Below are 19,221 nucleotides of genomic sequence, written 5' to 3'. Positions count from 1 at the left end.
ATCCTCTTAAGAATTTAAACTATTTGCTATAAGCTTCAAATCTGATGTTAAACCGCTTAGTCTAGTGTCAAGGCTGCAATCTAAATTTCCTAACTTAGTTTCTATAAAGCAATCGTTAGACTCTAATGCATTATCTTTAATAATTTCAACATTAACAGTTTGACTTATTTCTTCGCATAACTTGTCTTTATTTTCGTTAACATAATCAAAATCATCGGGTGATACGTGAACAATCAGGTCATCTAATGTCTCAATTTCTGAAAAACCTTTTTTAATTAGATAAAGAATTATATTCTCTTTTTCAATAACATAACCTGTTAGGTTTTTCACTAATTCAATTAAGATGTTAGCCATCTTAGGTTCTATATCACTAAGTATTTTTTCTTTTTCGTCATACGCTTGTTGTAATACTTGGTCAGCTTCATTTTTTAATCTTATTGCTTCTTGTTCACCCTTACTAATACCATCTTTATATCCGTCCTCTAGTGCCTTTTTGTAAGCTTCTTCAGTAATATCTATTGCACTTTTCTTAGCATCTTCAACAATACACTGAGCCTCTCCCATTGCTTTATTTATAATGTCATTTGCAACTTGCTCAGCTTGTTTTTTTTGCTTTTCAATAGATTTATTAATCTTAGCAGCACTAATATGTATATCTTCTTCGTTATTCTCAGAGATGTTATTTTTATTATTTACGCCAATAATCTTCTTATTATTGGAGGCGTAATTTATAAATGGTGATTTGATAATACTAGACAATTATCTCGTCACCTCCACCTCTAGAGATAACAATTTCACCAGCATCTTCTAATTTCCTGATTATACCAACAATCTTTTGCTGTGCTTCTTCTACATCTTTAAGTCTAACAGGTCCCATATATTCCATATCTTCTTTTATCATAGTTGCTAAACGCTTAGATAAATTATTAAATATAGTATTTTGTACTTCTTCTCCTGCACCTTTTAATGCTGTTGCTAACTCATTATTATCCACATCACGAAGTATAGTCTGAATTGATCTGCTATCAAGTGATAAGATATCTTCAAATACGAACATTTTCTTCCTGATTTCTTCAGCAAGTTCTGTATTCTCGATTTCTAATGTTTCCATAATGTTCTTTTCTGTAGATCTGTCAACAGAATTTAATATCTGAACAATAGAATCGACACCACCGACAATTGTATAATCTTGAGTAACTAATGAAGATAGTTTTCTCTCTAACACGTTTTCTACATCCTTTATGACATCTGGCGATGTTCTATCCATTTCAGCTATTCTCCTAGCTACGTCTGCTTGTTTTTCTTGTGGTAACGAAGCAAGTATCATTGCTGATTGAGCAGGACTTAAATACGATAAGATAAGTGCAATTGTCTGGTTATGTTCATCTTGAATAAAGTTAAGAAGTTGACTAGGTTCAGTCTTTCTAACAAATTCAAAAGGTCTAACTTGTAATGATGCAGTAAGTCTTCCAATAACCTGTTTCGCTTTATCAGAACCAAGAGCATGTTCAAGAAGCTCTTTGGCATAACCAATTCCACCTTCTGCTATATATTGTTGAGCTAAACATACCTCATAAAAATCTTGTAATACAGCTTCTTTGTCTTTTGGAGAAACACTTCTCGTATTTGCTATTTCAAGAGTCAATTGTTCAATTTCCTCTTCTTTTAGATGTTTAAAAACTTTTGATGATTTCTCAGGACCTAAAGCAATTAGCAATATAGCTGCTTTTTGTAATCCTTTTAAATCTCTATTAGCCATATTATTATCACTCCCAATCTTCATTCAGCCAGTTTCTAAGCAACTGTGCTACTGCATCAGGTTTCTCATCAACGAATTTCTCTATTTGAACTCTTGTATCTGATTTATCATCAAATTCAATTTCCTCTAGATCTTGTTGTTCTCTGGTACTTGCCAACATATCTTCAACAGATAATTCAGGTTGTATCTCAGTAACTTCCACTGGTTCAGTACCTTTATAAACTGCATATCCTAGCAACGCTATCATAATTACGATAATAGCTATAAAGATATAATCTGTAATAGGTTTTTTCTTAACTGAAATAGGAATGAATGAAGGAACCTCATAACCTATTATCTCAACCTTTGAACCATTAGCAGCATTCTTGACAAGTGATATAAGGTCATCATCAATAGCTATTTTCTTAGATTCACTATTCTGCGCCTTGTATTCTTCCCATGATATGTTATCTAAAACACCCTGTTTTTTTAGAAGTGCTTGATCATATATCTTATATTTTTTAGCTGATATTGATACAGATGATTCATTATATTTTATATTTCCAATATGTTTTGTTTCATTTGTAACAGTTTTACTTACATCATAATCTACTTTATCTATTTTGGTACTGCTATCAGAATTACTGTTGTTTGGTACAAGGTAATCAGTAGTTCCATTATTAGAATCAGTTCCTGGAACACCAGATGGTGTCTGATTTGAACCTTCTGATTCATAATGATACTCAGATGAAGGTATTCCCTTTGATTGACCTTCTGGAGTAGTATATTCTTCTTTTATAGAAGACTGAGCATCAAAATCAATAATCAAATCTGCTGTTACTACAGCATCATCAAATTCTCCTAATAATATAGATAAAACATCTTTTTCTATTTTATTTTCCATTGTTACTTCATAATTGATTTTCTTGTTTAAACTTGATCCGTTATCATCAATATCTTCACCATAGTACAACATTTTACCAGAATTATTAAGTATTCTTACATTTTTAAGATCTAAGTTCTCTACAGAAGATGCTAAAAAGTTAGCAATACCAACTACTTGATCATCTGTTAGTTCATGTGATGTAGTAAGTATAGCAGATGCTTTAGCCTCCTTGACATCATCAAATATTGTTCTATCTTGATCTGGTGTAACTAATTTAACTACGGCTGACTCAACATCCTCAATAACTGATATTTTATCTCCTAGTTCATTTTCAAATGCTAATTTGTGTTTTGCTCTTTTTTCTGCTTCAGTAGTACTAAGACTAGAATTAAAAGCCTCTTTGTATGTCATACCAGTATTTGATATGATACCCATGCTATCTAATGCCATTTGAGCATCTTGCTTTCTCTTTTTGTCAACATACACCGAAGAAGCATTGTCTCGAACTTCATATTTGATCCCTTGTTCTTGTAATAAAGTTTTAACTTGGTTAGTAGTTTTTGGTTCCAATCCTGAAACAAAGGGAACCATTTTAGTTTTATTAAGTGCTATTGTCAATATACTCAATGCAATAACCGTAACTACCACAGCTGCAATTATTTGCAACTTCTGTTTTTTGTCAAATTTGTTCCAGAACCCGGTTATTTGGTCTGAAATTTTACTTATAAAACCAGGCATATGTACACCCCTTTAACATAAATCACACATCCATTTTCTAACTTAGTTTAGGTTTGACATCTAAATATTATTTAGACTTGCATACGCATTATTTCATTATATGCATCAAGTAATTTATCTCTTAATTTTACTGTGTATTGTAATGCTACTGAAGCTTTTTCTGATGCGATTAGAACATCAACAAAATTATCAGTTTTTCCTGCAGCAAAATCTGTAGTTACTTGTTCGGATTTTTTTTGCAACTGATTAGTATCATCTATTAACCCAATTGCTGCTTTGTAGATATCCTCAAATAATTGTCCAGATTCTTTTTTTGACTTATTTCCGCTGGATATAAGATTATTTATGCTGCTAATATCCCCAATCTGAATTCCCATTTTGCATCTCTCCAATCATCTCAATTATGTTAATCTCTTATTTGCCAATTTCTAAAGATTTCATTGCCATTGATTTTGTCGCATTCATCGCAGTAACATTAGCCTCATAAGAACGATTGGCTGAAATCATATTTACCATTTCTTCTATTGTATTAACATTAGGCATTAATACATATCCATCATCGCCAGCTTCTGGATGACTAGGATCATATACTCTTTTTAATGGTTTTGTATCTTCGATAATCTTGGATACCTTAACTCCTGAAGCCTTATAATTATCAATAGAATCATTAAGCATCGAACCGAAATTGTTGCTTTTTTGTTCTTCAAAAAGTAAAACTTTTCTTTTATATGGTCCACCATCTTTTGTTTTAGTGGTATTTACATTAGCAAGATTTTGTGAAATAATGTCCATCCTTAGTCTTTGGGCAGTCAAGCCGGTTGCACTAACATTCATTGAATTAAAAAAAGACATTTACATTTACCTCCAATCATAATTAATGTTTATATAACATATTACCTCTTATTTCTAATTAACGACTTAAAACTGTTTTAATTCTACTAAAATTATTAGATACTTGGTCAACTAAAACGTTGAATTTAATCTGATTTTTTGTAAGTTCTGTCATTTCTGTGTCAATGTTTACATTATTACCATCTAATCTATAACTTAGATTTGCTTTATCGACAACTACCTGTGGTGTTAATGCATTAGTATCTATATCTGACAATTTATTATTAGATAGTAATGCTTCTTGTAATAATCCTTCAAATTTAACATCTTTCCTTTTATAACCTGGTGTATCTTCATTAGCAATATTTTCTGAAATTACATTATGCCTCATTAAACTTGCATCTAAAGATTTGCCTAGAATATTAATTCCATTGTACATATTATTACTGATCATAATTCCACCTGCCTTTTTTATCCATTAATATTAATTATAATTTATATGTCGAAAATTGCAAGGCTTTTGTAATGAGCAATTAGACTTAATTTACACTAATCTAATAAATAAGACTTAATAATTAATTTAAGTTATTTAATACTCAATTATCTCTTCCAAAAAAATACTTTTATCCTATATATTGTATCAGTTTATGTCATAATATACAATATATACTTAACAATTTTTGAAAAATCTCCCTAGAATTTACAGTAATAGTTTTTTTTGTAATCAAAAAAGGGAAAGCTCTTATCGAGCTTCCCCTCCTTATTATAAAATCTTATAGTTTCCTGAGTTCTTCAATCAATACGTCATTAAGAACCTTAATATAAGTTCCTTTCATACCTAATGAACGAGATTCAATAACTCCTGCACTCTCGAATTTTCTAAGTGCATTAACAATTACAGATCTAGTTATTCCAACTCTATCAGCTATTTTACTTGCAACCAATATGCCCTCACTACCATTCAATTCCTCAAAGATATGAGTAATCGCTTCTTGTTCTGAGAATGATAATGTACCAATTGCAGATTTAACGATAGTAGTCTTTCTAATTTCTTCTGTGTTTTCTTCGTTGATTGATCTCATGATTTCTAGTCCTACAACAGTAGCACCATATTCACTTAATATTATGTCCTCAATGTCATAGGAAGCATTATTCTTATATAGGAATAAAGTTCCAAGTCTTTCTCCCGCAATATCTATTGGAATAATAATTCCAATATAATTGTTTGCGTTTACGTTTGAAGAGAACCCTAATGTTTCAAGATTAACATTTTCTTTTGTTGATAAAACATTTAATAGTCTTTCGTTTAAATTTTCATCAATACATGCTCCTAGTTTATCTTGTAACAACTCTTCAATAATACCAATCTCTTCCCTGTTATGAAGTCCTAGTAATTTGCCCTTTTTACTAATGACTAATGCATTAGAATATAAAATATCACTAAGCACTTCACATATGTCGGTAAATATTACCCTTTGTGTACCTGTTCTTTGTAATAATCTGTTGATCTTTCTTGTTTTATCCAGTAGTTGTACACTCATTAAATTTTTCCCTCCTAAATTATTATGCTATTAAGCTAAAAGCATCAACCAAGTTGCATAGTTTATTATATTACGAAGCTTCTAAATATTCAAGTATATATTTTAAATTGACGCTATAACCTAGCTTTTTTTAACTCCAAAGTAACTGCCCTAGAATTTTATTTCTAATTACTTTGACATCTTTCATGAATAACAAAATTATTATTCCTGTTCTTCTTTTTCCTTGAGAACGCTATAATTACATTCTTCGTTGTTACATTTTAGATATTTGCCCTTTTCAACCATAATAGTTCCACACTTTGGACATATTTCCTTAGTAGGTCTATTCCAAGTCATAAAATCACATTCTGGGTTATTTTCACACCCATAATATCTTCTGCCCTTTTTAGTCTTTTTAATAAAGACTTCGCCACTACATTTAGGGCAAGATACACCTTCAACCTTTTCATATAAAGGTTTTGCGTTTCTGCATTCTGGAAAACCAGGACATGCTAAAAACTTACCGTATCTACCTATTTTGATTACCATGTTTCTACCACATTTATCACATAGAACATCAGAAACTTCATCCTTTATTTCAATTTTGCCTATTTTTTCTTCAGCGTATTCAATTGTTTCGTAAAAATTAGGATAAAATTTTCTAAGTACTTCTTTCCATTGTATATTTCCAGTCTCAACTTCATCTAGTTCTTTTTCAAGCGCTGCTGTGAATTTAACATTTACTATATCTTCAAAATATTTTTCCATTATCTCGTTAACTATTTCTCCTAGCTCTGTAGGAAAGATATTCTTCTTTTCTTTTGAAACATAGCCTCTTTTTTGAATGGTAGATATAGTCGGTGCATAGGTACTTGGTCTACCAACACCATTCTCTTCTAATGTCTTTACCAATGATGCTTCTGTATATCTAGGTGCCGGTTGAGTAAAATGTTGTTTTTTGCTCAAATCTATTAAATTTAAATTAGAATCTTTATTAATATTCCCAATTTTTTGGTTGTCTTCCTTATCATCTGAGATATTATATACTTTTAAAAATCCATCGAAGATCAAAACAGAACCGGAAGCGTTAAATCTGTAATCTCCTCCATTAATTTTAATTGATTTTGTAGCGTATTTAGCGGGTTTCATTCTACTTGCAACAAATCTGTTGTAAATCAACTTATATAATCTCAATTGATCCCTTGATAGTGATTCTTTTATATCATCGGGATAAATATCAACATAAGTCGGTCTTATAGCTTCATGGGCATCTTGAACATTACTCTTTTTATTGCTCGAGATTTTATTATTATTTACATACTCTTCTCCAAAACTACTTGAAATGTATTCTTTTACAGCTTTATCTGCATCATCAGATATACGAGTTGAGTCAGTACGTAGATAAGTAATAAGTCCTACAGTACCTTTTCCCTTTACATCTATACCTTCATATAACTGTTGAGCTATTCTCATTGATTTAGAAGTTGTAAAATTAAGTTTCTTAGCAGCTTCTTGTTGAAGAGTACTCGTAATAAACGGTAGAAGTGGTTTTTTTAGTCTTTCACTTTCTTTAACATCACTTACAATATATTCTTTATCCTTTAGGTATTCAATTATTTCATCAACCTGCTCTTTTGAAGATATTTTCATCTTTTTGCTCTTACCATAGAATGTAGCAGTGAATTTGTCTTTTGAATCCTTATCTTGCAACTTGGCATCTAATGACCAATATTCTTCCGGTATGAAGCTGTTAATTTCTTCTTCCCTATCACAAATGAGTTTTAGAGCTGTTGATTGGACCCTTCCTGCACTGAGTCCTTTTTTTATTTTTTTCCATAGTAGCGGGCTAATCTTATATCCGACTATTCTGTCGAGTATCCTTCTAGCCTGTTGAGCATCAACCAAATCCATGTTAATTTCTCTAGCTTGTTTTATCGAATTCTTAACTGCATTTTTTGTTATTTCATTAAAAGTTATTCTGTAGAATTTTTTGTCTGCTAAATTCAGAGAAAATAACAAATGCCATGATATTGCTTCACCTTCGCGGTCAGGGTCAGTAGCGAGAAAAACTTTGTTAGCCTTTTTTACTTCTTTTCTAAGATGTTTTAGGAGTTCTCCTTTACCTCTTATAGTAATATATTTCGGTTCAAAATCATTTTCTACGTCTACCCCTAACTGACTTTTGGGTAAATCTCTTACATGTCCCATTGAAGCTTCAACTTTATAATTGCTACCTAAAAATTTTTTTATAGTCTTTGCTTTTGCAGGCGATTCAACTATTACTAAATTCTTTGCCATTTTTACCCTCCACTACAATTTTCTAATAAAATATTTGTTTGGCAGTTGTTTTATTACGCCCTTAAGTTCCAGTTTTGTTAATATCAACCCAAGTTCATCAATTGGTATGTTTGACTTAATATGTATATCGTCAATAAATAAAGGTTCTAAACTTAAACAAGAATACACTATTTTTTCAATTTCTGCAAGTCCTAAAGTAATATTTTCTGAATTTTTTTGTTTTTCCTTGGTGAAACTCACAGAAATTTCATCTAAAATATCATCGATATTGGTTACCATTTTAGCACCCATTTTTATTAAATTATTAGTACCTTCACTTAGCTTATCTGTTATCCTGCCAGGGATACTATAGACATCTTTTCCTTGTTCCAATGCTTGGTCTGCTGTTATTAGAGAACCACTTTTTCCTGCAGCTTCTATAACTAGTACTCCATCACTTATTCCACTAATAATTCTATTTCTTAGAGGAAAATTACCTGGTTTTGGAATTTGATTAACTGGAAATTCAGATATTAGAGCTCCTTTATGACTAATGTCATCCATTAATTTATAATTTTCCTTAGGATAACATATGTTAACACCTGATCCAAGAACAGCGTAAGTTCTGCCACCACCTTCCAGTGCACCTATATGAGCAGCAGTATCAATGCCTCTTGCCATCCCACTTATAATTATAATTCCCATTTTTGCTAATTCTCTTCCAAAAAGTTTTGCAACTTCCCTACCATATTCAGTACATCTTCTAGCACCAACTACAGCTATGATGGGAGAATCATCTTTTATATCTCCTTTTACATAAATACCATAGGGATAATCATAAATATTTTTCAAGTTATCTGGGTACAAATCATCATCAATAGAATAAAAATTGATGTTACTCTTTTTTATTCTGTTATAATATTCTATTATCTTATCCTTATTTCTAGACTGGATAATTGCTTTTCTATCAATTTCTCTTAAGCCTTTAACTTCACTGAGTTCATCAGTGGCTTCCCAAATATACTTTGGTTCATCAAAATAATTTAATAGATATTTTATTTTTTTAAGCCCAATACCTTTTATGTTGTTCAACCATAACCAATAGTGCTCCTTTTCCATAACACTCCCCATACGCATCATCCTTTAGTTATTTTTTCCTAAGTTTTCTAATTAATCTTTTTACTTTTGGCACCCAAAATTCCCATAGATTATAATAAAATTTACTAACCACCAAATCAAACTCGCCTATATACTCAACAAAATCACCATTAAATCCCTTTTTAAACCTGTATAAACCATATAGGTGATGATTTGGGTCAAGATTACCTGAAATACCTCTAAAATCATATAATGTGCAGCCACAATCCATAGAATATGCTATCATATGCCATTGCAATAAATAATTAGGCATTAGATTTCTATATAAGTTGTCACTTGCTCCATACAGATACCATGCTTTTTTCCCATTCAATAACACAATTGCTCCAGAAACAATAATTCCATCTAGATTTTTACTAGCCAACTCTGTCATCTCCGGAATTTCTCTTTGGAGTTTATTAATCCTATCTTCGTTTGGTTTTTTTGAGTTTTCTTCTTTCTCCAAGTCACTGATAGCTTTATCTAGTGCTTTTTTAACATTATATTTAGCCATGAACAGCTTCATTTTACCTTGTTTTTCCATAGTGTTATACATATCTTTAAAATACTTTAAAGGTCTCGTAATAAAGCCGTCTCTAGAGCCTGTAACTCGCATGATTCTTTCAAATTCTTCTAGGTCGTCTATACTTCCTTCATATATTTCAATACCCTTTTTTTCTGCAAGTCTAATATTGTACCTTGTTTTATGATGAAAACTTTTGAATAATGTATCTTTATCCTTATCAACATCTAACTTGAATACAAATCTAGGCTGAATTCCCTCAAAATCAAGATTTGTTCCCTTGTGTGCATAACCCATATTTTTCAATGATTCTATGAGCTTAGTGTTGTCTATACCATCTTCTTTTATGTCTCCATCTATAGTTCTTTCCTTATATATTATACATGGGTCAATTTTCACAAAGATCGCCTTTGTTTTTTTAGCATATTGCTTTAATTCTTTTGTGAATTCTTTAACTAAGTCAATATTTTCATAATCAAGAACATATCCTCTTGGAGCATATAAAATATATCTTGATAAGCCAGGTAATTTTCTTCTAAGGAGCATAGCTGATGCTTGCAAATCACCACTACCATCTTCTAAACCAACTAATTCCTTAGTCCACTCTCCAATACACTTTAGGTTTCCCCATTCTATAGATTGTAGAGCATGTCCGTTAGGATGGTTTTCATTAAATAAAGTAAATTTTTTTTCATCTATGTGTGTAACAAATTTCATTAACTCTTTACCTCCGAAATGTATGTCCTTTTTATATTCTCTTTTACAAAAATAGGCGAGATCTTTATCTCAACCATAATCTCATCAGGGTCATCTAAGCCTGTAATATCAACAATAGTGTATTGCATATTAGGTCTCCCTAATATTTCTAAAGGTTTTCCTTTATAGAATATTACTGTTTTATTCCTGAATAGATATCTATATATTTCTTTTAGATAATATATAATAACTGAACCGAATTTGGAACCTATAGGTTTCTTAATCAATCCCATTCCACAATAAAATCCCATTGGAACTATTCCTATAGTTTTATCCTGTTTTGATTTATAACTATTGCCATAACCTATATGTTCTCCGGCTTTAATACTTTTAGAATATATGATTTTGGCTCTAATATCAGCAATCTTTTTGAGTCCTATTCTTTTCTTACTATTACAGGGACCGTATAAAGCATTACCTAATCTTACCATATTATAATGAGCTTCTTTATAGTCTATTGTATTTTCGCTATTACATATATGATAAATCAAGCCATTGTAATGCTGATTAAAGAAAGTTATATATTTATCAAACTTTTCTTTTTGTCCTAATACATAAGACCTATTATTTTTATATGTTGTTGCAAAATGAGAATATACCCCTTCTAGTATGGCACAAGTAGCTTTTTCACATAGTGACTTAACTTCTTCCAATTGGTCGTAATCTATACCAAATCTATTCATTCCAGTTTCTACTTTTAAGTGAAACTTAATCGTTTTTTTATTGTTTTCTGTCCAATCAATCAGTTTTCTTAATTGATTCAATGAACAGATACTCATAGTAATATTATTCTCATAAACTATATCAAACTCTTCAGTGGGTCCCATTAGAAAAATAGGTAGTTCTAAACCGTTTTTTCTAAGTTCAACACCTTCGTCCAATAATCCTACTCCAAAATAATTTACATCACCACTTAATGCTTTTGCAATTTCTACACTTCCATGTCCATAAGCATTACCTTTTACAACTGCCATAATCATGGTATCATTACTTAATTGTTCTTTTATTTTGGATAGGTTATAATAAAGGTTATGAAGATTAACTTCCAAATAGATATCAGACAATTGTCTTCCTCCTCAAATCATTCTATTAATTTCCCTAAGTTAACATTATAAACAGTTTATGGAATAATATCAAGTTACTATTTATTAATCAAAGTAGTTACGGTCAAGAGATCTATACTGAATTGCTTCTGCTAGATGTTTTTCTTCTATGTCATTTTCACCGTCTAGATCCGCTATTGTTCTTGCAACTTTTAATATTCTATGATATGCTCTAGCACTCAAATCCAGCTTCTCGAAGGCTAACTTCATCATTTCTCTGGACTTATCATCCAACTGACAATATTTTTCAATCTGAGCAGCACTTAACATTGAGTTAAAATATATCTTAGAATCTTTATATCGTTCTTGCTGAATCTTATGAGCTCTCATTACTCGTTCTTTAATATCCTTAGACGTTTCCATTTTCTTTTTATTATTAAGTTCATTGTAATTAACATTATTGGCCTCTACATGCAAATCTATTCTATCAAGTAGTGGTCCAGATATTTTATTAAGATATCTTTTTATTTGTAATGGAGTACAGCTGCATTTTTCTCTGTCGGGATAATATCCGCATGGACAAGGATTAAGAGAAGCTACAAGCATAAAATTAGCTGGATATGTAATTGTTGCATTCACCCTAGAAATTGTTACTTTACCATCTTCTAGAGGTTGTCTCATTACTTCTAATACATTTTTGCTAAACTCAGGCATCTCATCTAGGAATAATACCCCATTATGAGACAAACTTATTTCTCCTGGTCTTGGAATTCTTCCTCCACCTGTCAACGCTGAGTTTGAAACTGTATGGTGGGGAGCCCTAAATGGTCTCTTAGTGACTAGAGCCTGATCTTTTCTTAACAATCCAGCTACACTATATATCTTAGTTATTTCTATACTCTCTTCAAAAGTCAGATCTGGCAATATGGTAGGTAATCTCTTTGCCATCATAGTTTTACCAGAGCCAGGAGGACCTATCATTAGAACGTTATGAGCTCCTGCGGCTGCTATCTCTAATGCCCTTCTAACATTTTCTTGACCCTTTATATCACTAAAATCAATTATATTTTCTTCATTATCCCATGATTCATGGAATAGCTTTTCTATATCAATTCGCTTTGGTTCTATTTTAACATTGTTATTTAATAATTTAACAACCTGAGACAAGTTACTAACACCGATAACATCAATACCTTCTACTACTGCACCTTCATCAACGTTATCTATAGGAATGATACATCTTTCAAAACCATTCTTATATGCACTGTAGACAATTGGAAGTATACCATTTACTTTCTGAACTTCTCCATTAAGAGATAATTCCCCAATAATTAAGGTTTTATCCAATGAGTTGGTATCTATTAACTCCATACATGATAAAATGCCAATAGCTATTGGTAAATCAAATGCAGGTCCTTCCTTTCTTATATCAGCTGGAGCTAAATTTACTGTTATTCGCTTACAAGGAAACTGAAATCCTGAATTGTTGATAGATGTTCTTACTCTTTCTATAGATTCTTTAACGGCAGAGTCTGGTAATCCAACTAAATCAAGCCTAGGAAAACCGCTTGATATATCTACCTCCACCCCAACCATGTATCCGTCAATGCCCATTAACGCAGCACTATAAACTCTGTTAAACATGTTGTCCCCCTTGTCATATGTATATTTGGTCATGCAATAAAATGAAATGTTAAACAATTTAAGAATTTATTATGTCCAACTTATTAAAGCATTAACCTTATTAGTAATTTTTAGTATATAAACAATCTATATCATTATATCATAAAATAATCATATTATTAATAACAAATTAATATTTCAATTAAATATAGTTAAAAAAACGTACTAAAACACTTCATTTTTAATCTGTTACTTAGACTAGGACGAACTATTATAATTAATATATTAAAACTAGTTCTCTATTAATATAGAAGAAACTAGTTCGACCTCTCCATAACGAAATAATTAATTATGAATAATAATTTATTGTCCACTTCAAAAATACGCCGAAATTAAGCCCTTAAAGACAAAAGGGTATAATTATATGCCTCCAACGCCGAAAATCCATTTAAAGCTAATATATGCAATTACAGGAAGATAATCATTCTTCTTTCATAACGAATTTAATTCCAAATTGACTATTCTTTTAATTTATAAGCTTTTCCAACACTTCCACCTAACATATCCCACAGATAATTATGCTCATCTACTGCACAGGAAAAATCTTCGTTCTTCCAGTTATACAATATAGTCAAAAGCCTTTTTTTATCAGGATACTCAGATACAAGAACTTCGGTAATCAAGTAATCTACTCTTTCTTCAGTGATTTCAATCTCACCCCATATTTCATCAGCAACAATTTTAGTGTTTGCCATCATGTGCATTTCCTCCCATACTTCTTTTTCATCTCTAACATATACTTTAGTTAGTTCTGTCGTTTGTATGAGTTCTTGATACTTGGTATCGTCAATCTGTTTGATCTTATTTGAACATCCAGTTATAGATACAATGATTAATATTAATATAAACATCCTCTTCATTTTCAAGTCTGTCACCTCTAGCTAGTTGAATGTTTTTACATGGTATAATTAGAATAAGTTCCCCTTTTATACTAGCTTTTCCAATCTGAATTAGGATTATTATATTCATACTAAACTAACAAGTGTTATATTATTCCATACTTGAAATGTCTTCCGTAGGAAGTTTCAATCGTTAGGAAAGTTTCCTTATAGCATATGAAAATGCTTCTGTTTCATATACTTTATTAGTATAACTCTTCTATATGAACAAAATAGGTTTCCCACTGGGAAACCTATTTATCATTCAATATTTTCTTCAACTCATCCATAAAAGTATTAATATCCTTGAACTCACGATATATAGATGCAAACCTGACATATGCTACTTCATCAATGGTCTTAAGTTTTTCCATTACCTTCTCACCGATATCTTTACTTTTAATTTCTTTTTTTAATGAATTATATAAACTATTCTCTATTTCATCTACTAATCCTTCAATTTCACTCATTGACACAGATCGTTTATGACAAGATCTAACAACACCATTCATTAACTTATTTCGATTATACGGTTCTCTTGTCTTATCTTTTTTAATAATGACTAAAGGTATTGTTTCTATCTTTTCATAAGTAGTAAACCTTTTGCCACATGCTTCACATTGTCTTCTTCTACGTATTAAATTGTTTTCGTCTGATGGTCTTGAGTCAACTACTTTAGTATTATCCTCATTGCAAAAAGGACATCTCATAAGTTATTCTCCCTACTTTCCGCTTATAGCCACTATTTTAGTCATATTATAAGTTATAAGCAGAAAAAGGTCAACCTTTGATTTTAAATACTTATAATTATTTAAAATAATTTTAATTATTAGTATTCTGATTCAACTAATGACTTATCAACGTTGATATCAACCAGAATAATATCTTCACCTATCTTTTTTATACTGTCCCAGGGTATTTGATATTCCTTGCCTCTACCAAACATTCCAAATATCTTAGCTGGTCCTGGAACGATCAGCTTAATCAATTTACCTTCCTGTAAATCAACCTCAATATCACTTATAAATCCTAATCTAATACCATCGTTAGAATTTATAACCTCTTTTTGTTTCATATCATATATTCTAACCATACTAAATTCCCCCTAAAAGCTGTCCTTACTTAGATTCATATTCAAAATAATTTACTAGTTAATTCAAGTATCTTTTCATATGTCTTATAGCTGATTTTTCCAGTCTTGATACTTGTGCTTGAGAAATACTTATCTCACTAGCAACTTCCATTTGTGTTTTACCTTCAAAAAATCTAAGCTTCAGTATATTAAACTCTCTTTTAGGGAGTTTTTTCATAGCTTCACCAAGAGCTATTGATCTAACCCATCTTTCCTCTTTATTCTTTTTATCACTTACTTGATCCATTATATATAAGGAATCGCCCCCATCATTATAAACTGGTTCAAAAAGTGACACAGGATCTTGAATAGCATCAAGAGCAAAAACAACATCCTCTTTTTTCATATCTAACTCTTTTGATATTTCCATAATAGTTGGTTCTTTATTATTCTGTCGCAATAACTTTTCTTTTGCTTGTAAAGCTTTATAAGCTGTATCTCTAAGAGACCTGCTTACCCTTATACTATTATTGTCTCTTAGATACCTTCTTATTTCCCCTATTATCATTGGTACGGCATATGTTGAAAATTTAACATTTTGAGTAATATCAAAGTTATCTATCGCCTTAATAAGTCCTACACAACCTACTTGAAACAAATCATCTACCATTTCCCCTGAATTACTAAATCTCTGGATTACACTTAATACCAATCTCAGATTACCGTGAATATATTCATCACGAGCAGCAAGATCTCCATCAAGTATCCTATTAAATAATGCTTCCTTTTCTTTATTCTTCAATATGGGTAATTTAGATGTATTCACACCACATATTTCAACTTTGTTCAATGCCATACTCTACCTCCAGTAATCATTTTGTCATATATTTTTTCTTATACTAAAATGATTGCCAGTGGTAATATATTTATACCTTTTTTTATTGCATTCTAATAATTTCCTTTTGTAATCTTTTTATGATTTTCTTCTCAAGCCTTGATATATATGATTGTGATATGCCTAACATATCAGCAACTTCTTTTTGAGTTTTTTCTTCGCCATCTGCTTTCAGTCCGAATCTAAGTTCAACAATAACTCTTTCTCTATTTGACAATTTGCTAAGAGCCTTTTTTAATAATTCCTTATCTACTTCTTCCTCTATATTTCTATAGATAACATCTTCCTCAGTACCTAGTATATCCGATAATAATAGTTCGTTTCCGTCCCAATCTACATTAAGGGGTTCATCAATAGATATCTCTAACTTTGTTTTATTATTTCTTCTTAGATACATAAGGATTTCATTTTCTATACATCTAGAAGCATAGGTGGCTAATTTGATTTTTTTATCAGGTTTGAAGGTATTTATGGATTTTATCAATCCTATAGTACCAATAGAAATCAAATCTTCTACTCCAATACCAGTATTTTCAAATTTCTTAGCTATATATACTACAAGTCTTAAATTATGCTCAATAAGTATGGATTTCACTTTAAAATCGTTTTCACTACCAAGCATAGCAATAATCCTTGATTCTTCTTCATTCCCAAGTGGAGCAGGCAATATCTCACTACCGCCAATGTAGTGAATCTCTCCATTATCCCACAAAAATAATTTTCTAAATCTCTCAATAAGTTTTATGCTAAAAATATCTAATATGTTTTTACTTTTACATACCAATTCTATTCCCCCTATTATATATCTCTTGCCTTATATTAGAATTAAAACAAAAGATATTTTCCTTAGCTTTTATGTTATTTTTTTGTGTTCTACCACATTTTCTTGTAAAATCAATAATACTCTAATGTACACTAATTAATTCGGGATGTATAAGGACTTGGTAACTGTTGTCATTTGAAAGCTTTTTATCATAAACAGCAATTACCACATCTCTATAATCTTTTGTTTCATCACCAAGGTTAATACATATATTATCCGCAACAATTCCTAGTAACATTCCATTTTCATTCCCAAGTGAGGAAAATGGAATAAGCCTTAATTTCAAATTACTGTTTTCACCAAAATCAGTAAAATTAGATATGTTATATAAATCACCTGACATATTCAGCAACTTATCATAACAATCTTTTTTTAGTAAATCTTTTAATAGTTCACTTTCTGCAATAAGAACAGGATTTTTTGTTATTGGATCGTATAGATTATTACCTGTATCCAATAAGCCATTAACCTTAATCTTAGAATCATCAATATAGATTTCAAGTCCAAATAAATTTTTATTCGCCCTAATTGTACTAGACATTACTTTTCTAACGATTCTAAATATGATAATTGCAATTATTCCAAAAATTACAAATAGTCCTACTCTCAAATTCATATTGTATGTACCATTTATTACTTTGCTTACAGCAACTCCAATAAATGAATAGTAATATAATGCAAACATCAAACCGCCAAGCATGATTGCGCTTAAATACATAATAATTGTTAATTTAACAAATTCGCTTAATCTTTTAGGTCTGAATGATATGTATATCAATAATATACTAGTTAACAAATATCCTACGATAACATTGAAAAAATAACTATCATAAGGAAGTATGACTATGATACACATCATTAATGCTCCAACCATAGCACCAATAAATAACCTAATCTTCTTGGTATTTTTCTTAGTTAGAATTTTAACTATCCAAAGTATAATATAGTCCATTATCAAATTAATAATGAAGACTATGTCAATATAAACTTCTAAATACACGCCCCCCCTCCTTTACAAATTTGTAATAAATCAAGGCTTTCTTGGTTTTGTTATATGAATACTATAGTATATTTTATTCACATATTATTTAAGCTATGCTAATTATAGCATGGCTAATTGGAATAATTTGTCAAAAACAATAAATGATTTCTGTTTTTTTTCTTATATTTTTCAACAATAAATATTTATACAAAAAATAAAGAGGCTACTCCCGAAGGAATAACCTCTCACTTAAAAATATTATCTATTTCTTTTTCTTTGTAAAAATGGTGGAATATCTATAGGTTTTTCGTCAATATGTATATCTGTCTGAACTTTTTGCTCTGGCTCAGTAGTAGCACTAACCATTTCACTTGTTTTAGAACTTATCTTACTACTTGTATCAGTTCTACTCTCTGAAATAGGTGCTTCAAAGCCAGTTGCAATTACAGTTACTACCAACTCATCCTCGAGAGAATCATCGATAATCTGACCATAGATTATATTTGAATCATTTCCTGTAGCTTCCTGTATTAATTGAATTGCATCATTAGCTTCGAACATGGACATATTTGAATCACCACTAATGTTAATAAGTATGTGTTTCGCTCCATCAATAGTTGTTTCAAGCAATGGACTTGAAATAGCCATTTGTGCAGCTTCCTCAGATTTATTATCACCTTTAGCTTTTCCAATACCGATATGTGCAATACCTTTATTGGACATTACAGTTTCTACATCAGCAAAGTCAAGGTTAATTATACCTGGTGTATAAATCAAATCAGAAATACCTTGTACACCTTGTTGTAATATTTCGTCAGCTTTCTTGAAAGCATCTTTTACAGTTGTTCTTCTATCAATGATAGATAATAATTTTTGATTAGGTATGACAATTAATGTATCCACTGATTTCTTTAATGCAGTTATACCTGCATCTGCATTCTTCATTCTAACTCTGCCTTCAAAATCAAAAGGTTTTGTTACAACACCAACTGTAAGAATCCCCATCTCTTTAGAAATGTTAGTAATTACAGGGGCTGCACCAGTACCAGTACCACCGCCCATACCGGCAGTTACAAAAACCATATCTGCGCCTTTAATAGCTTCAGATAGTTCTTCTTTGCTCTCTTCAGCAGCTTTTAAACCAACTTCTGGATTAGCTCCAGCTCCTAGGCCTCTAGTGAGTTTTTCACCTATTTGAATTTTAACAGAAGCTTTTGAACATTGTAGAGCTTGTACATCTGTATTGACAGCTATAAACTCAACACCGTTCAATCTATCTTCTATCATTCTATTAACAGCGTTATTTCCACCTCCGCCTACTCCAATGACAACAATCTTTGCCACACTTGCCTTTTCATTCATCTTAATTTCAAGCAAAGTAGTTCCTCCTAACAAATCTTTCTTAATCTATATGCATTTAAGCGATTTTATTGACATAA

At 30.8% G+C, this 19,221-nt stretch carries 19 protein-coding genes; all 19 read right to left on the bottom strand.

Annotated elements, in window-relative coordinates:
• Window positions 1–6: 6 nt before the first annotated feature.
• Window positions 7–759, bottom strand: a complete 753-nt coding sequence (locus HYG85_RS22020; protein ID WP_212691463.1) for a FliH/SctL family protein — start codon at window positions 757–759, stop codon at window positions 7–9.
• Complete coding sequence (gene fliG, locus HYG85_RS22015) at window positions 752–1,759, bottom strand: flagellar motor switch protein FliG (protein WP_113675221.1); 1,008 nt, start codon at window positions 1,757–1,759, stop codon at window positions 752–754. The genes HYG85_RS22020 and fliG overlap by 8 nt, the downstream gene beginning before the upstream one ends.
• A 7-nt stretch (window positions 1,760–1,766) precedes the next feature.
• Window positions 1,767–3,362 carry a flagellar basal-body MS-ring/collar protein FliF gene (gene fliF, locus HYG85_RS22010; protein WP_212691462.1) on the bottom strand — a complete coding sequence of 532 codons (1,596 nt, stop codon included), beginning with the start codon at window positions 3,360–3,362 and terminating at the stop codon, window positions 1,767–1,769.
• A gap of 71 nt (window positions 3,363–3,433) precedes the next feature.
• The gene (gene fliE / locus HYG85_RS22005) at window positions 3,434–3,739 is read right to left on the bottom strand and encodes a flagellar hook-basal body complex protein FliE (RefSeq protein ID WP_113675223.1); all 306 of its coding nucleotides are present in this window, start codon (window positions 3,737–3,739) and stop codon (window positions 3,434–3,436) included.
• 37 nt (window positions 3,740–3,776) lie between these two features.
• The gene (gene flgC / locus HYG85_RS22000) at window positions 3,777–4,214 is read right to left on the bottom strand and encodes a flagellar basal body rod protein FlgC (RefSeq protein WP_212691461.1); all 438 of its coding nucleotides are present in this window, start codon (window positions 4,212–4,214) and stop codon (window positions 3,777–3,779) included.
• A gap of 58 nt (window positions 4,215–4,272) precedes the next feature.
• On the bottom strand, window positions 4,273–4,647 hold the full coding sequence (gene flgB, locus HYG85_RS21995) for a flagellar basal body rod protein FlgB (protein ID WP_212691460.1): 375 nt from the start codon (window positions 4,645–4,647) through the stop codon (window positions 4,273–4,275).
• Window positions 4,648–4,966: 319 nt separating this feature from the next.
• Entirely contained in the window at window positions 4,967–5,734 is a 768-nt protein-coding gene (gene codY / locus HYG85_RS21990) for a GTP-sensing pleiotropic transcriptional regulator CodY (protein WP_113675225.1), read from the bottom strand.
• Between the two features lie 201 nt (window positions 5,735–5,935).
• Entirely contained in the window at window positions 5,936–8,011 is a 2,076-nt protein-coding gene (gene topA, locus HYG85_RS21985) for a type I DNA topoisomerase (protein WP_212691459.1), read from the bottom strand.
• Between the two features lie 12 nt (window positions 8,012–8,023).
• The gene (gene dprA, locus HYG85_RS21980; RefSeq protein WP_244971245.1) at window positions 8,024–9,121 is read right to left on the bottom strand and encodes a DNA-processing protein DprA; all 1,098 of its coding nucleotides are present in this window, start codon (window positions 9,119–9,121) and stop codon (window positions 8,024–8,026) included.
• Between the two features lie 16 nt (window positions 9,122–9,137).
• Window positions 9,138–10,367: a lipid II:glycine glycyltransferase FemX gene (locus HYG85_RS21975; RefSeq protein ID WP_212691458.1), complete on the bottom strand. Its 1,230-nt coding sequence runs from the start codon at window positions 10,365–10,367 to the stop codon at window positions 9,138–9,140.
• Window positions 10,367–11,470 carry an alanine racemase gene (gene alr, locus HYG85_RS21970; RefSeq protein WP_212691457.1) on the bottom strand — a complete coding sequence of 368 codons (1,104 nt, stop codon included), beginning with the start codon at window positions 11,468–11,470 and terminating at the stop codon, window positions 10,367–10,369. Before alr ends, HYG85_RS21975 begins: the two co-directional genes overlap by 1 nt.
• A gap of 84 nt (window positions 11,471–11,554) precedes the next feature.
• Window positions 11,555–13,093, bottom strand: coding sequence for a YifB family Mg chelatase-like AAA ATPase (locus tag HYG85_RS21965; RefSeq protein WP_212691456.1), 1,539 nt, complete (start codon window positions 13,091–13,093; stop codon window positions 11,555–11,557).
• A 497-nt stretch (window positions 13,094–13,590) separates the two neighbouring features.
• On the bottom strand, window positions 13,591–13,992 hold the full coding sequence (locus HYG85_RS21960; RefSeq protein WP_212691455.1) for a DUF6241 domain-containing protein: 402 nt from the start codon (window positions 13,990–13,992) through the stop codon (window positions 13,591–13,593).
• A gap of 272 nt (window positions 13,993–14,264) precedes the next feature.
• Window positions 14,265–14,720 (bottom strand): transcriptional regulator NrdR, encoded by a 456-nt coding sequence (gene nrdR / locus HYG85_RS21955; protein ID WP_113675231.1) that lies wholly within the window; start codon window positions 14,718–14,720, stop codon window positions 14,265–14,267.
• A gap of 119 nt (window positions 14,721–14,839) precedes the next feature.
• The gene (locus tag HYG85_RS21950) at window positions 14,840–15,103 is read right to left on the bottom strand and encodes a YlmC/YmxH family sporulation protein (protein WP_113675232.1); all 264 of its coding nucleotides are present in this window, start codon (window positions 15,101–15,103) and stop codon (window positions 14,840–14,842) included.
• A 58-nt stretch (window positions 15,104–15,161) separates the two neighbouring features.
• Window positions 15,162–15,938 (bottom strand): RNA polymerase sporulation sigma factor SigG, encoded by a 777-nt coding sequence (gene sigG / locus HYG85_RS21945; protein WP_113675233.1) that lies wholly within the window; start codon window positions 15,936–15,938, stop codon window positions 15,162–15,164.
• Window positions 15,939–16,020: 82 nt separating this feature from the next.
• Window positions 16,021–16,740, bottom strand: a complete 720-nt coding sequence (gene sigE, locus HYG85_RS21940) for an RNA polymerase sporulation sigma factor SigE (protein WP_330408070.1) — start codon at window positions 16,738–16,740, stop codon at window positions 16,021–16,023.
• A 142-nt stretch (window positions 16,741–16,882) separates the two neighbouring features.
• Window positions 16,883–17,800 carry a sigma-E processing peptidase SpoIIGA gene (gene spoIIGA, locus HYG85_RS21935; protein WP_212691454.1) on the bottom strand — a complete coding sequence of 306 codons (918 nt, stop codon included), beginning with the start codon at window positions 17,798–17,800 and terminating at the stop codon, window positions 16,883–16,885.
• Window positions 17,801–18,040: 240 nt separating this feature from the next.
• Window positions 18,041–19,159: a cell division protein FtsZ gene (ftsZ, locus tag HYG85_RS21930; protein WP_212691453.1), complete on the bottom strand. Its 1,119-nt coding sequence runs from the start codon at window positions 19,157–19,159 to the stop codon at window positions 18,041–18,043.
• Window positions 19,160–19,221: the final 62 nt, after the last annotated feature.

Origin of the sequence: Vallitalea guaymasensis (assembly GCF_018141425.1) — a bacterium.
In the GTDB taxonomy this organism is placed as follows: Bacteria; Bacillota; Clostridia; order Lachnospirales; family Vallitaleaceae; genus Vallitalea; species Vallitalea guaymasensis.
Note: the sequence above shows the minus strand (reverse complement) of the source record. Positions and strands in the feature narration are given on the sequence as shown.